This window comes from Citrobacter sp. TBCP-5362 (assembly GCF_005406305.1).
Classification (GTDB): Bacteria; Pseudomonadota; Gammaproteobacteria; order Enterobacterales; family Enterobacteriaceae; genus Citrobacter_B; species Citrobacter_B koseri.
Genome location: NZ_CP040234.1, coordinates 135,160 through 149,675, shown reverse-complemented (window position 1 = coordinate 149,675; position 14,516 = coordinate 135,160). Strand labels below are relative to the sequence as shown.

14 protein-coding genes are annotated in these 14,516 nt (G+C 55.1%); 9 read left to right on the top strand and 5 right to left on the bottom strand.

Features of this window, described 5'->3' with window-relative positions:
• Positions 1-44 precede the first annotated feature (44 nt).
• Positions 45-1,295 carry a valine--pyruvate transaminase gene (gene avtA / locus FD428_RS00710; RefSeq protein ID WP_024131054.1) on the top strand — a complete coding sequence of 417 codons (1,251 nt, stop codon included), beginning with the start codon at positions 45-47 and terminating at the stop codon, positions 1,293-1,295.
• 35 nt (positions 1,296-1,330) lie between these two features.
• Here avtA and FD428_RS00705 read toward each other — a convergent pair whose 3' ends face one another.
• Complete coding sequence (locus FD428_RS00705; protein ID WP_114848106.1) at positions 1,331-1,804, bottom strand: 4Fe-4S dicluster domain-containing protein; 474 nt, start codon at positions 1,802-1,804, stop codon at positions 1,331-1,333.
• Positions 1,805-1,921: 117 nt separating this feature from the next.
• Complete coding sequence (yiaJ, locus tag FD428_RS00700; protein WP_058668270.1) at positions 1,922-2,737, bottom strand: IclR family transcriptional regulator YiaJ; 816 nt, start codon at positions 2,735-2,737, stop codon at positions 1,922-1,924.
• A gap of 218 nt (positions 2,738-2,955) precedes the next feature.
• Here yiaJ and yiaK point away from each other — a divergent pair, with 218 nt between their 5' ends.
• The 8 genes from yiaK (at position 2,956) to araD (ending at position 10,604) form a co-directional block, all read left to right on the top strand.
• The gene (gene yiaK, locus FD428_RS00695; protein ID WP_071259234.1) at positions 2,956-3,954 is read left to right on the top strand and encodes a 3-dehydro-L-gulonate 2-dehydrogenase; all 999 of its coding nucleotides are present in this window, start codon (positions 2,956-2,958) and stop codon (positions 3,952-3,954) included.
• Between the two features lie 11 nt (positions 3,955-3,965).
• Positions 3,966-4,430 (top strand): YhcH/YjgK/YiaL family protein, encoded by a 465-nt coding sequence (locus FD428_RS00690; RefSeq protein ID WP_012135715.1) that lies wholly within the window; start codon positions 3,966-3,968, stop codon positions 4,428-4,430.
• Positions 4,431-4,452: 22 nt separating this feature from the next.
• Positions 4,453-5,382 carry a DUF4862 family protein gene (locus FD428_RS00685; RefSeq protein ID WP_104868035.1) on the top strand — a complete coding sequence of 310 codons (930 nt, stop codon included), beginning with the start codon at positions 4,453-4,455 and terminating at the stop codon, positions 5,380-5,382.
• A 105-nt stretch (positions 5,383-5,487) separates the two neighbouring features.
• Positions 5,488-6,807, top strand: a complete 1,320-nt coding sequence (locus FD428_RS00680) for an MFS transporter (RefSeq protein ID WP_047460323.1) — start codon at positions 5,488-5,490, stop codon at positions 6,805-6,807.
• Positions 6,808-6,897: 90 nt separating this feature from the next.
• A complete protein-coding gene (locus FD428_RS00675) occupies positions 6,898-8,403 on the top strand; it encodes an FGGY-family carbohydrate kinase (RefSeq protein WP_110493659.1) in 1,506 nt (501 codons plus the stop codon).
• Positions 8,400-9,062, top strand: coding sequence for a 3-keto-L-gulonate-6-phosphate decarboxylase UlaD (gene ulaD, locus FD428_RS00670; RefSeq protein WP_047460316.1), 663 nt, complete (start codon positions 8,400-8,402; stop codon positions 9,060-9,062). Before FD428_RS00675 ends, ulaD begins: the two co-directional genes overlap by 4 nt.
• The gene (locus tag FD428_RS00665; RefSeq protein ID WP_114848107.1) at positions 9,055-9,915 is read left to right on the top strand and encodes an L-ribulose-5-phosphate 3-epimerase; all 861 of its coding nucleotides are present in this window, start codon (positions 9,055-9,057) and stop codon (positions 9,913-9,915) included. Before ulaD ends, FD428_RS00665 begins: the two co-directional genes overlap by 8 nt.
• Positions 9,909-10,604 (top strand): L-ribulose-5-phosphate 4-epimerase, encoded by a 696-nt coding sequence (gene araD / locus FD428_RS00660; RefSeq protein ID WP_012135722.1) that lies wholly within the window; start codon positions 9,909-9,911, stop codon positions 10,602-10,604. Before FD428_RS00665 ends, araD begins: the two co-directional genes overlap by 7 nt.
• A gap of 85 nt (positions 10,605-10,689) precedes the next feature.
• On the opposite strand, the gene FD428_RS00655 is transcribed toward araD, so the two are convergent.
• From FD428_RS00655 to yiaY, 3 genes are all read right to left on the bottom strand, one after another.
• Entirely contained in the window at positions 10,690-11,103 is a 414-nt protein-coding gene (locus tag FD428_RS00655; protein WP_012135723.1) for a helix-turn-helix domain-containing protein, read from the bottom strand.
• Positions 11,104-11,544: 441 nt separating this feature from the next.
• On the bottom strand, positions 11,545-13,083 hold the full coding sequence (aldB, locus tag FD428_RS00650; protein ID WP_012135724.1) for an aldehyde dehydrogenase AldB: 1,539 nt from the start codon (positions 13,081-13,083) through the stop codon (positions 11,545-11,547).
• Between the two features lie 210 nt (positions 13,084-13,293).
• Entirely contained in the window at positions 13,294-14,445 is a 1,152-nt protein-coding gene (gene yiaY / locus FD428_RS00645; protein ID WP_114848108.1) for an L-threonine dehydrogenase, read from the bottom strand.
• Positions 14,446-14,516 lie beyond the last annotated feature (71 nt).

The following is a 14,516-nucleotide window of genomic DNA, read 5'->3' as shown; positions in this document are numbered from 1 at the left end:
CTATGGTTAGCCACTTTGATAATGAGTTCGACAGACCACCTGCTATGACATTCTCACTTTTTGGCGACAAATTTACCCGCCATTCAGGCATTACCCGCCTGATGGAAGACCTCAATGACGGCTTACGCACGCCCGGCGCAATCATGCTCGGCGGGGGTAATCCAGCGCAAATCCCGGAAATGCAGAATTACTTCCATTCGCTACTGGGCGAAATGCTGGAAAACGGCAAAGCCACTGATGCGCTTTGTAATTATGACGGTCCGCAGGGAAAAACGGAGCTACTGACAGCGCTCGCGTCGCTGCTGCGTGAGAATCTGGGTTGGGATATCGAACCACAGAATATTGCACTAACAAACGGCAGTCAGAGCGCGTTTTTCTACTTGTTTAATCTCTTCGCCGGACGCCGCGCCGACGGGACGACTAAAAAAGTGCTGTTCCCGCTGGCGCCGGAATACATTGGTTATGCCGATTCCGGGCTGGAAGAGGATCTTTTCGTTTCCGCTCGCCCGAATATCGAGCTATTGCCGGAAGGTCAGTTCAAATACCACGTTGATTTTGAACATCTGCGCATCGGGGAAGAGACTGGCATGATCTGCGTGTCGCGCCCGACTAACCCAACAGGCAATGTGATTACCGACGAAGAGCTGATGAAGCTGGATACCCTTGCCAATCAGCACGGCATCCCGCTGGTGATCGATAACGCCTACGGCGTTCCCTTCCCGGGCATTATTTTCAGCGAAGCACGCCCGCTGTGGAATCCGAATATCATCCTGTGCATGAGCCTCTCTAAACTGGGGCTGCCCGGCAGCCGCTGCGGCATCATTATCGCCAATGAAAAAATCATCACCGCCATCACCAATATGAACGGCATTATCAGCCTGTCGCCTGGCGGTATTGGCCCGGCAATGATGTGCGAAATGATCAAGCGTAACGACCTGCTGCGCCTGTCGGAAACGGTAATAAAACCGTTCTACTACCAGCGCGTACTGGAGACAATCGCGACCATTCGCCGGTATTTACCGGAAAATCGCTGCCTGATCCATAAACCGGAAGGCGCTATTTTCCTCTGGCTGTGGTTCAAAGATTTGCCGATTTCGACTGAATTGCTGTACCAGCGTCTGAAAGCGCGCGGCGTATTGATGGTTCCCGGCGACTACTTCTTCCCGGGGCTGGACAAACCCTGGCCGCATACGCATCAGTGCATGCGGATGAACTACGTTCCCGATCCGCAAAAAATTGAGGCAGGGGTGAAAATTCTTGCTGAAGAGGTTGAGCGCGCCTGGCGCGAAGGCTGACAGCCCCCCCGGTCATCGCCTGACCGGGGTGACACTCAGGCGGGTTGCGCGTGCAGTCGTTGTCGCTGCACGTTTTCCACATCAAGGCACTGCAACGCGTCAGTCGGGCAGGCCTCCACACATGCCGGGCCCGTTTCACGGTGCCAGCAGAGATCGCATTTAATCGCCTGTACGCGTGAGGTTCGCGAAACAACGTTCATCGCGCCGAACGGGCACGCCAGCATACAGCTTTTACACCCGATACAGCGCGCTTGTTCCACGAAGATGTGCCCATGATCGCGACGAATAGCCTGCGTTGGGCACACGTTCGCGCAGGGGGCATCTTCACACTGACGACATGCCGCCGCCGTGGTAAACGCATCGTCTTTAATGACCCGGATGCGGGAGACAAATTCCCCGGACGACACCGCCGCACAGTCCTGGTTCTCCTGATGCGCCACTACGCAGGCAACCTCACAGGTACGACAGCCGATACATTTCGCCGCATCCGCCATGATAAATCGGTTCATTGCCCTCTCCACCTGCGTAAAACCCCAGAGTGCCAGAGAGGGCGCGATCGCTGCTTTGATCCGACGAGGGAAACGATTAAATTTTGTCAGATGCCCATCATCTTCCGGGCGCCTGCCTTAATCGCGCACGGTAAAACCCAACTCATTCGAGATCGCCTGCGCGGTGTCACGCAGGGGTTTGAGCAGATTTTTCTCGCCAATTTGCTTAAGCCGGGACGTCGAAAGCGAAATAGAGATGGCGTATGGCACCCGATGGTGAATATCAAACACCGGCACGGCAATGCAGGAAACGCCCAGCTCATTCTCTTCGCGATCCATCGCCATACCGCTTTCACGAATTTGCGCCAGCTCGTCATACATTGCCGGCAACCCGGTAATGGTGTTACGGGTCAACGGCTGGATCTGATCCTTGTGGCTTTCCCAATAGGTTTCCACATAGTCAGGATGGCCGAACGCCATGTAAATCTTCCCCATCGCAGAGCAATACAGCGGCATATGCTGACCGATATAGGCGCGGGTGCGCAGCATGCCAGTGGTCGGCTCCAGCTTATAGATCAGGATGGCATGATCGTCTTCACGGCTGGAGAAGTTGACGGTCTCGCCAGTGGCGATATTCAGCGTCTCAAGATGCGGTGCAGCCACATGAATGATATTCAGTGATGACAGGGCTTTCTGCCCGACAGCGATAAATTTAGTGGTCAGACGATAGCTTCCGGCGGCAGGCGCGGGGGTGACATACCCGCAGGACTGCAACCCCTGTAGCAGTCGATGCACGGTACTTTTGTTCAGCCCGGCCAGTTCAGACAAGTGTGCCAGCGGGCATCCGTTCGGGTAGTTACTGAGGATCTCAATCAGCATCAAACCACGGAACAGGCTCTGACTACCGGCTGGCCTCTCTTTTTCTTGCGTCATTTCGCTCTCTTTTATGCCCATCGCTTCCGCTCCCCTTTTCGTCGCGCTCTGATGGTAACGCAAAGTGTGTTTCAGTTCACGATCTGAACCGAAAAAACACAACTATTTGATTTTGATGATTTTAAAAAATAGACCACCCCGTTGATCTGTCAAAATTTGATCGCTATATTTGAAATCAGATTTCGCATAGTGAAATTTAAAGATAAAAAAGCGGTCAAAAATAAACGGGAGAAGCAGGAATGAAAGTGACTTTTGAGCAGTTAAAAGAGGCGTTCAATCGGGTGCTGCTGGCGCGCGGCGTTGCGGCGGAAACGGCTGACGCCTGTGCAGAGATGTTTGCCCGTACCACAGAATCCGGCGTCTATTCGCATGGCGTGAATCGCTTTCCCCGTTTCATTCAACAACTGGATAATGGCGACATCATTCCTGATGCCAGACCGCAGCGCATCACCAGCCTTGGCGCCATTGAGCAGTGGGATGCTCAGCGATCCATCGGCAATCTGACGGCGAAAAAAATGATGGATCGCGCCATTGAACTGGCTTCCGACCACGGCATCGGCCTGGTGGCGTTACGCAATGCCAACCACTGGATGCGCGGCGGCAGCTACGGCTGGCAGGCGGCGGAAAAAGGCTACATCGGCATCTGCTGGACCAACTCTATCGCCGTGATGCCGCCGTGGGGGTCAAAAGAGTGCCGTATTGGCACGAACCCGCTGATTGTCGCCATCCCTTCATCGCCAATCACCATGATCGATATGTCGATGTCGATGTTCTCCTACGGCATGTTAGAGGTAAACCGGCTGGCGGGACGTGAGCTGCCGGTGGACGGCGGGTTCGACGATGAAGGCAATTTGACCAAAGAACCTGGCGTGATCGAAAAAAATCGCCGCATTTTGCCGATGGGCTACTGGAAAGGATCAGGTCTGTCGATTGTGCTGGATATGATCGCCACCCTGCTTTCCGACGGCGCTTCCGTTGCCGAAGTTACCCAGGAAAACAGCGACGAATACGGCGTTTCGCAGATCTTCATCGCTATTGAGGTCGATAAGCTGATTGATGGCGCCACGCGCGATGCCAAACTCCAGCGCATTATGGATTTCGTCACCACCGCTGAGCGCGCCGATGAGAACGTGGCAATCCGTCTGCCAGGCCACGAATTTACCCGGCTGCGGGATGAGAATCGCCGCAACGGCATCACCGTCGATGACAGCGTATGGGCCAAAATCCAGGCGCTGTAAGGAGGCATAGCATGATATTTGGACATATCGCACAGCCCAATCCGTGTCGTCTGCCAGACGCGATTGAAAAGGCGCTCGATTTCTTACGCACCACCGACTTTCGCACGCTGGACCCTGGGGTGGTGGAAATCGACGGCAAAAATATTTTTGCCCAGATAATTGATTTAACCACCCGCACTGCGGCTGAAAACCGTCCAGAAGTTCATCGCCGTTATCTGGATATTCAGTTTCTCGCCTGGGGTGAAGAAAAAATAGGGGTTGCCATCGACACCGGTAATAACCAAATCAGCGAATCGTTATTAGAACAGCGCGATATTATTTTCTATCACGACAGTGAACATGAATCTTTCTTTGAAATGGTTCCGGGAAGCTACGCTATTTTTTTCCCGCAGGATGTTCATCGCCCTGGCTGCAATAAAACGGTCGCGACACCCATACGGAAAATCGTCGTTAAAGTGGCAATATCCGCTTTATAAAACGTTATCTTTGGAGCACAACATGAAAACGAACAATACCGGTTATATTATCGGTGCGTATCCCTGTGCACCCTCATTTCACCAAAAGAGTGAAGAGGAAGAGAAGGAATTCTGGCGGCAACTCTCCGATACTCCTGATATTCGTGGGCTGGAGCAACCCTGCCTTGAACATCTTCACCCACTCGGCGACGCGTGGTTATTGCGCCATACGCCAGGCAACTGGCAAATCGTCGTGACGGCGATTATGGAAACCATGCGCCGTCGCGGTGAAAACCGCGGCTTTGGGCTGGCCTCCAGCAATGAAGATCAGCGTCAGGCCTGTGTGGCGTACTATCGCCACCTTTACCAGAAGATCACGACAATCAACGCGGCAAGCGCCGGGAAAGTGATCGCGCTTGAGCTGCACGCCGCACCGCTGGCCGATAACCCAAACGTCGCACAGGCAACGGACGCATTTGCCCGTTCAGTGAAAGAGATCGCTGGCTGGGACTGGCCGTGCGACCTGGTGCTGGAACACTGCGACGCGATGACCAGCGCCGCGCCGCGCAAAGGATTCCTGCCTCTGGACAACGTGCTGGAGGTGATTGCCGACTACGACATCAGCGTTTGCATTAACTGGGCGCGTTCCGCCATTGAAGGACGCAACACCACCCTGCCACTGACCCATACGCAGCAGGTGAAACAGGCTGGCAAACTCGGCGCGCTGATGTTCTCCGGTACAACGCAAAGCGGTGAATACGGCGAATGGCAGGATTTACATGCGCCTTTCGCGCCTTTCTGCCCTGACAGCATGATGACGCAAGAACATGCCCGTGAATTACTGACCTGCGCAGGAACAGACGTTCTGCAATTCATGGGCATTAAGTTACTGGAAATTAACGCTAATGCCGACGTCAGTCACCGCGTAGCGATATTACGCGACGGCATTACGGCATTAAATAACGCCAAATAATAAGACGTTGCCGGATGGCGGCGTAGGTCTGATAAGCAAAACGTCATCAGGCATTAAATAATTTACTTTTCATCGCCAGAATACTTACTTTACGAGAATACGAAGATGAATATGACCTCTCGCCCTACAGAAAAAGATATACCTCGTCAGCGTTGGCTGCGAATTATTCCGCCCATTCTGATTACCTGTATTATTTCTTATATGGACCGCGTGAATATTGCTTTCGCGATGCCTGGCGGAATGGATGCCGAATTAGGTATTTCCGCCACTATGGCCGGTCTGGCTGGCGGGATTTTCTTCATCGGCTATCTGTTCTTACAGGTTCCCGGCGGCAAAATCGCCGTTCACGGCAGCGGCAAGAAATTTATCGGCTGGTCGCTGGTTGCCTGGGCGGTTATTTCCGTCCTCACAGGCTTAATCACCAACCAGTATCAATTGCTTGCCCTGCGTTTCTTACTGGGTGTGGCGGAAGGCGGTATGCTGCCCGTCGTACTGACGATGATCAGCAACTGGTTCCCGGACGCTGAACGCGGTCGTGCGAACGCCATTGTGATTATGTTTGTGCCGATTGCCGGGATTATCACCGCCCCGCTCTCCGGCTGGATAATCACCGTACTCGACTGGCGCTGGCTGTTCATTATTGAAGGTCTGCTCTCTCTCGTCGTGCTGGTGTTGTGGGCGTACACCATTTATGACCGGCCGCAGGAAGCCCGCTGGATCTCCGGGGCGGAAAAAAACTATCTGGTGGAAACCCTCGCCGCAGAACAGAAAGCCATTGCCGGAAGCGAAGTCAAAAACGCCTCTCTCAGCGCGGTCCTTTCCGACAAAACCATGTGGCAACTTATCGCCCTGAACTTCTTCTATCAGACCGGGATTTACGGTTACACCCTCTGGCTGCCAACCATCCTCAAAGAGCTGACCCACAGCAGCATGGGGCAAGTCGGTATGCTCGCCATTTTGCCATACGTCGGCGCGATCGCCGGGATGTTCCTGTTCTCTTTCCTTTCCGACCGCACGGGTAAACGCAAACTGTTTGTCTGCCTGCCGCTGATTGGCTTCGCCCTGTGCATGTTCCTGTCGGTGGCGCTGAAAAACCAAATCTGGCTGGCCTATGCCGCGCTGGTCGGCTGCGGCTTCTTCCTGCAATCGGCGGCGGGCGTTTTCTGGACGATCCCGGCACGTCTGTTCAGCGCCGAGATGGCGGGCGGCGCACGCGGCGTTATCAACGCGCTTGGCAACCTCGGCGGCTTCTGCGGCCCCTACGCGGTTGGCGTACTGATCACGCTGTACAGCAAAGATGCGGGCGTCTATTGCCTGGCGATCTCCCTGGCGCTGGCCGCGCTGCTGGCGCTGTTGCTGCCCGCGAAATGCGATGCGGGTTCGACACCGGCAAAGACAATGAGTCCGCGTAAACACGCCGCGTAACACCATGCCCGGGGCGCAGCGCTTACCGGGCCTACAAAACCCGTAGGCCGGATAAGCGTGGCGCCATCCGGCAAAAATGAGACATGAAAGATGAGAGAGAAAGAGGCCTTCTGGCTGGGCATCGATTGTGGCGGTACTTATCTGAAAGCCGGTTTGTATGACGCCAAAGGTCATGAGCATGGGATCAACCGGCAGTCGTTACAGACGGCAACGCCACTGCCGGGTTACGCCGAACGCGACATGCACCAGCTCTGGCAACAGTGTGCAGCCACCATTGCCGGGCTCTTGCAGCGTACAGGCATCTCCGGCGAGCAAATTAAAGGCGTCGGTATCTCCGCTCAGGGTAAAGGACTGTTTCTGCTCGACAGGCAGGATCAGCCGCTGGGCAGCGCCATTCTCTCTTCCGACCGCCGGGCGCTGAAGATTGTCCAGCGCTGGCAGCAGGACGGCATTCCTGAACAGCTTTACCCCGTTACCCGTCAGACGCTGTGGACCGGGCATCCCGCCTCTCTGCTGCGCTGGATTAAAGAGAACGACCCTCAACGTTACGCACAAATTGGCTGCGTGATGATGGGGCATGACTATCTGCGCTGGCGTTTAACCGGCATAAAAGGGTGCGAAGAGAGCAACATTTCTGAGTCCAACCTCTACAACATGAGCAGCGGGCAGTATGACCCGCGCCTGACCCAATGGTTGGGCATCAGTGAAATCGACGATGCGCTGCCCCCCATTATGGGGTCAGCCGAAATATGCGGGGAGATCACTGCTCAGGCAGCCGCCATCACCGGTCTGAAGGCGGGCACGCCCGTCGTCGGCGGTCTGTTTGACGTGGTTTCCACCGCGCTCTGCGCCGGTATTGAAGATGAATTCACCCTCAACGCAGTGATGGGCACCTGGGCGGTGACCAGCGGGATCACCGAGGGGTTGCGCGACCACGAAGCGCACCCTTATGTCTATGGCCGCTACGTCAACGACGGGCAGTACATCGTTCACGAAGCCAGCCCTACCTCATCCGGCAATCTTGAATGGTTTACCGCCCAATGGGGCGAACTCTCTTTTGACGAGATCAACCAGGCCGTCGCCAGTCTGCCAAAAGCGAGCGGCGAACTCTTTTTCCTGCCGTTTCTGTACGGCAGCAATGCCGGGCTGGAGATGACCTGCGGCTTTTACGGCATGCAGGCGCTGCATACCCGCGCGCATCTGCTACAGGCCATTTACGAAGGGGTGGTGTTCAGCCACATGACCCATCTCAACCGTATGCGCGAACGCTTTACTGAGGCGCACACCCTGCGCGTAACCGGCGGCCCGGCGCACTCCGACGTCTGGATGCAGATGCTGGCGGATGTCAGCGGCCTGCGCATCGAACTGCCGCAGGTTGAAGAGACCGGCTGCTTTGGCGCCGCGCTCGCCGCCCGCGTCGGCACCGGCGTATACCGCAGTTTCAGCGAGGCTCAGCACGCCTTACGGCACCCGGTACGCACGCTGATGCCCGACATGGCCGCGCACCGTCTTTATCAGCGCAAATACCACCAATACCAGGATTTGATTCAGGCATTACAGGGCTACCACGCCCGCATTAAGGAGCACGCATTATGAGCCGACCATTACTGCAACTGGCGCTCGACCACACCAACCTTCAGGCGGCGCTTCGCGATGTCGCCCTGTTACAGGACCACGTCGATATCGTTGAGGCTGGCACCATCCTCTGCTTAACCGAGGGACTTGGCGCGGTGAAAGCGCTGCGCGCCCAGTGCCCGGATAAAATCATCGTTGCCGACTGGAAGGTGGCCGATGCGGGCGAAACGCTCGCGCAGCAGGCTTTTGCCGCAGGCGCCAACTGGATGACGATTATCTGTGCGGCACCGCTCGCCACGGTGGAGAAAGGCCATGCCGTCGCGCAATCCTGCGGTGGTGAAATTCAAATGGAGCTGTTCGGCAACTGGACGCTGGACGATGCCCGCGCCTGGTATCGCACCGGTGTGCGCCAGGCGATTTACCACCGTGGGCGCGACGCGCAGGCCAGCGGACAGCAGTGGGGAGACGCGGATCTGGCGCGGATGAAGGCGCTTTCTGACATTGGCCTGGAGCTGTCGATTACCGGCGGCATTACGCCTGCCGATCTGCCGTTGTTTAAAGATATTCGCGTCAAAGCATTTATCGCCGGACGCGCGCTGGCAGGGGCGGCGCATCCGGCGCAGGTTGCAGCCGGGTTCCACGCGCAAATTAACGCCATCTGGGGAGAGCAGCATGCGTAATCATCCGTTAGGTATCTATGAAAAAGCGCTGGCAAAAGACCTCAGTTGGCCGGAGCGCCTGGTGCTAGCGAAAAGCTGCGGCTTTGACTTTGTCGAAATGTCGGTGGATGAGACCGACGAACGCCAGTCGCGCCTGGACTGGAGCCCCACGCAGCGGGCGTCGCTGGTGACCGCCATGCTGGAAACCGGCGTGGCCATCCCGTCAATGTGCCTGTCCGCGCATCGTCGCTTTCCCTTCGGCAGTCGCGATGAAGCCGTACGCCAGCGGGCGCGCGACATCATGACCAAAGCGATTCACCTGGCGCGCGATCTGGGTATCCGCACCATTCAACTGGCGGGTTATGACGTCTATTACGAAGAACATGACGAAAGTACGCAACAACGCTTTGCCGAAGGGCTGGCGTGGGCGGTGGAGCAAGCCGCAGCAGCGCAGGTGATGCTGGCGGTGGAGATCATGGACACCGCCTTTATGAACTCCATCAGCAAATGGAAAAAATGGGACGCGCTGCTCGCCTCGCCGTGGTTTAGCGTTTACCCGGATGTCGGCAATCTCAGCGCCTGGGGCAACGACGTCGCCGCTGAGCTGAAGCTCGGTATTGACCGCATCGCCGCCATCCACCTGAAAGACACGCAACCGGTGACAGAGAACAGCCCCGGTCAGTTCCGCGACGTGCCGTTCGGCGAAGGGTGCGTGGATTTTGTCGGCATCTTCAAAACGCTGCATGAGCTGAACTACCGTGGCGCGTTTTTGATTGAGATGTGGACGGAAAAGGCCAAAGAGCCGGTGCTGGAAATTATCCAGGCGCGGCGCTGGATAGAAGCGCGTATGCAGGAAGGAGGATTCACATGTTAGAGCAGTTAAAAGCCGAGGTGCTGGCAGCCAATCTGGCGCTTCCGGCACACCATCTGGTGACATTCACCTGGGGTAACGTCAGCGCCGTCGATGAAACGCGAAAACTGATGGTCATTAAACCTTCCGGCGTTGAATATGACGTCATGACCGCCGACGATATGGTGGTGGTGGAGATCGCCAGCGGCAAGGTCGTTGAAGGCAGCAAAAAGCCCTCGTCCGATACGCCGACGCATCTGGCGCTCTATCGTCGTTATCCGCAGATCGGCGGAATTGTGCATACCCATTCCCGCCATGCAACGATCTGGTCACAGGCGGGTCTTGACCTGCCCGCCTGGGGCACCACGCATGCCGACTATTTCTATGGCGCAATCCCCTGTACCCGGCTGATGACCGTGGAGGAAATTAAAGGGGAATACGAATACCAGACGGGCGAGGTAATCATCAAAACCTTTGAAGAACGCGGTCTGAACCCAATGCAGATCCCGGCGGTATTAGTCCACTCACACGGGCCATTCGCCTGGGGGAAAGACGCCGCTGACGCCGTGCATAACGCCGTGGTGCTTGAGGAGTGCGCCTATATGGGGCTGTTTTCGCGCCAGCTCACGCCGCAGCTACCGGATATGCAGCCAGAATTGCTCGACAAACATTATCTGCGTAAACACGGCGCGAACGCCTATTACGGGCAGTAAGACAATAAAAAAATCCCTGGGCGTAAAACGTCCAGGGTAAGAATCCGAAGGCGACATCACGCTACGGAATAAACGGTTACTGACCTCAGCGATATCGGTATTGATAATCTACATTGTCCACCACACTATAAAGCGGTTGAATATCATCCAGTGCCAGTATGTATCCACTTCCTTTCACGCAGACAATTGAATTCTTCGGTAGCCCCAGCAGACTTAATTTATTATTTAGATTTTTGACGACTTTAGATAAACGCTGCGTGGAAGCACATAATTCATTTTTTTCCCAAACGTTGATGAGTAATTCATCCTTTGAGACATATTGAGAACGTGCATTGACCAAAAGGTAAACAAACAGATGGAGCATTGTCCGATTAAAAAACACTCCACAGAAAGAGATGACGCTATCCATTTTATTAACCGGCAGCCGGAAAATTCGAGCTTCGTTAATATCAAGGAATATTTCCCTGCCAATCATAAATCCATGTAACTGATATTCCATACTTTAGATACTCACGTTGAGCTAAACCAGAGATACCTGCTCATGTTCACCTCCTCCTTGATTATTGTGTAAGCCTCAAGTGTAAAAAAAAGCAATTTATTTTCAATAGTTAACCGACACAACTCTTTTCCCACACCTTTCTGATGGGGTATAGGTTTAATAGCTGAAAAAAATATTTGTATAAATTAATGTAATTACTAAAGACAAACGATTAGCAGTATAAGCTAAATAGACAGGGCTGGTGCATGTGACAATTAAATATTATATATTTATCTCAAATTACAGTTAATAATGCTGCGCCGGGTTCCCAACGACCGAACAGCGGCTTCACTCTCTCCGGCAAATCTGCCCGATGGCGCTACGCTTATCGGGCCTACATGTGCGGTTTCCCGTAGGCCGGATAAGGCGAAGCCGCCATCCGGCAACGTGGTTATACGGCGCTTAAAACAGCCCCAGCGGTTTATCGGAATAGCTCACCAGCAGACATTTGGTTTGCTGATAATGCTCCAGCATCATTTTGTGGGTTTCGCGGCCAATCCCAGACTGCTTATAGCCGCCGAACGCAGCATGTGCCGGGTAAGCATGATAGCAGTTGGTCCATACGCGTCCCGCCTGAATACCGCGCCCCATTTTGTACGCCAGGTTGCCGTTACGACTCCAGACTCCGGCGCCAAGCCCGTACTGGGTGTCGTTAGCCAGTTCCAGCGCTTCCTCCATCGTCCTGAAGGTCGTCACCGCCAGCACCGGGCCAAAAATCTCCTCCTGGAAGACGCGCATATTGTTCTTACCAAACAGGATGGTCGGTTCGAGGTAATAGCCCTCTTTCAGCTCTCCTTCCAGCTGCTTGCGCCGTCCGCCGGTTAACACATCCGCGCCTTCTTTCTTACCGATATCAATGTAGTTGAGGATGGTTTCCAGCTGACCCTGGGAGACCTGCGCGCCCATCTGCGTAACGCTGTCGAGCGGGTTACCGCTGCGAATGCTTTCGACGCGACGAATGGCCCGCTCCATAAAGCGCTCATAAATGGACTCCTGTACCAGCGCACGGCTCGGGCAGGTACAAACTTCACCCTGGTTAAAGGCAAACAGCGCAAAGCCCTCCAGCGCCTTGTCGAAAAACGCATCCTCTTCATCCATCACATCGGCAAAGAAGATATTGGGGGACTTACCGCCCAGCTCCAGCGTTACCGGGATAATGTTTTGTGTCGCGTACTGCATGATCTGTTGCCCGACTTCCGTCGAACCGGTAAACGCCACCTTCGCGATCCGCTTCGACGTCGCCAGATATTCGCCGATCTCTCCGCCCGCGCCGTTCACGACGTTGACCACGCCCGGCGGGAGCAGGTCGCCAACGATTTCCATCAGCAACAGAACCGAAAGCGGCGTCAGACGCGCAGGTTTGAGCACCACGCAGTTCCCCGCCGCCAGCGCCGGGGCCATTTTCCAGCTCGCCATCAGCAGCGGGAAGTTCCACGGGATGATCTGCCCCACCACGCCCAGGGGTTCATGGAAGTGATAGGCCACTGTTTCGCTGTCAACTTCGCTGATACCGCCCTCTTGTGCGCGGATACAGGACGCAAAATAGCGGAAATGGTCGATCGCCAGCGGCACGTCGGCGGCGCTGGTTTCACGGATGGGTTTGCCGTTATCCCAGGTTTCCGCCGTTGCCAGCAGTTCCAGGTTTTGCTCCATGCGATCGGCAATCTTAAACAGAATCGCGGCGCGATCCTGCACGGACGTATGCGCCCACTGTTCTTTCACTTTATGCGCGGCATCCAGCGCCAGATCGATATCTTTTTTGCCGGAAGAGGCGACTTCACACAGCAGTTGCCCGGTCACCGGCGTCAGATTCTGGTAATACTCGCCGTCTACCGGTGCGACCCAGTCTCCGCCGATAAAGTTGTCGTAGCGGGCTTTTAATTTCAGAGGAAAACCATACTCGCCGGGCTGAATACGCGTTGAAGGGGGATTATTGGTCATGACCGTCTCCTTACTGTAGGGGTACTACAAAGGTTAGACGGGACTGGCGAAATCTTCGCCAGCCTTTTACTGCTTTACGACTGCGGTCACGATATAGACAAGCGGATGTTTAAGCCGTTTCACCTTACCGCACAGTGTAGGCCCGATAAGCACAGCGCCATCGGGCATGACGCCGGAATGACACGATGCGTATATCCGGCAATCACTCAATTACATCGCCGCGTGGTAAATCGCCATGATCTCGTCGTGGGTCGCCTGAATAGGGTTGGTCAGGCCACAGGCGTCTTTCAGTGCATTGGTCGCCAGCACCGAAATATCTTCTTCTTTCACATTCAGGTCGCGCAGACCCGCCGGAATGTTGACCTGCTGCGCCAGCTGACGGATAGCGTCAATGCACGCTTTCGCACCGTCGGCTTCACTCATCCCGGTTACATTAGCGCCCATCGCAGCCGCACAGTCGCGCAGACGGCCTGCCGCGACCTGGCTGTTAAATACCTGAACGTGCGGCAACAGCACCGCATTACATACGCCGTGCGGCAGATTGTAGAAGCCGCCGAGCTGGTGCGCCATCGCGTGGACATAGCCCAGAGAAGCATTGTTAAACGCCATACCAGCCAGGAATTGCGCATAGGCCATCGCTTCGCGCGCCTGCGCGTTGCTGCCCTCTTCCACGGCAATCGCCAGGTTTTCCGCAATCATAGAGATGGCTTTCAGCGCGCACGCATCAGTAATCGGCGTTGCGGCAATAGAAACATAGGCTTCAATGGCGTGGGTTAACGCATCCATGCCGGTCGCGGCGGTCAGCGATTTTGGCATCCCCATCATCAACGAAGAGTCATTCACGGAGAGCAGCGGCGTAACGTGTTTATCCACAATCGCCATCTTAATATGGCGCGCCTCATCCGTAATGATGCAGAAGCGGGTCATTTCTGATGCCGTTCCCGCCGTCGTGTTGATGGCAATCATCGGTAGCTGAGGTTTCGCGGAGCGATCCACACCTTCATAGTCGCGGATGTCGCCGCCGTTCGCCGCCACCAGCGCGATGCCTTTCGCGCAGTCGTGCGGAGAGCCGCCGCCCAGCGAAATTACGCTATCGCACCCGTGTTCTTTCAGGAGTTTCAGCCCGGCAGCCACGTTTTCGGTGGTCGGGTTCGGCTGCGTGCCATCATAAATAACGCTGAAAATATCGCGTTCCTGCAACGCTTTCTGAATATCTCCAGCCATGCCTAATGTTGTTAACATGCTATCCGTGACAATTAATGTACGGCGAAAACCATATTCCGCCATGGTATTCATTGCTTCTTTTAATGCACCAGCGCCGATTACATTCACGGAAGGAATAAAAAATGTTGAAGCAGCCATTGTACCATCCTTAATTACTGAAATAAGGCTGGCAGCATACGGATGAACCTGTCGTGAAAATATGATCGCTG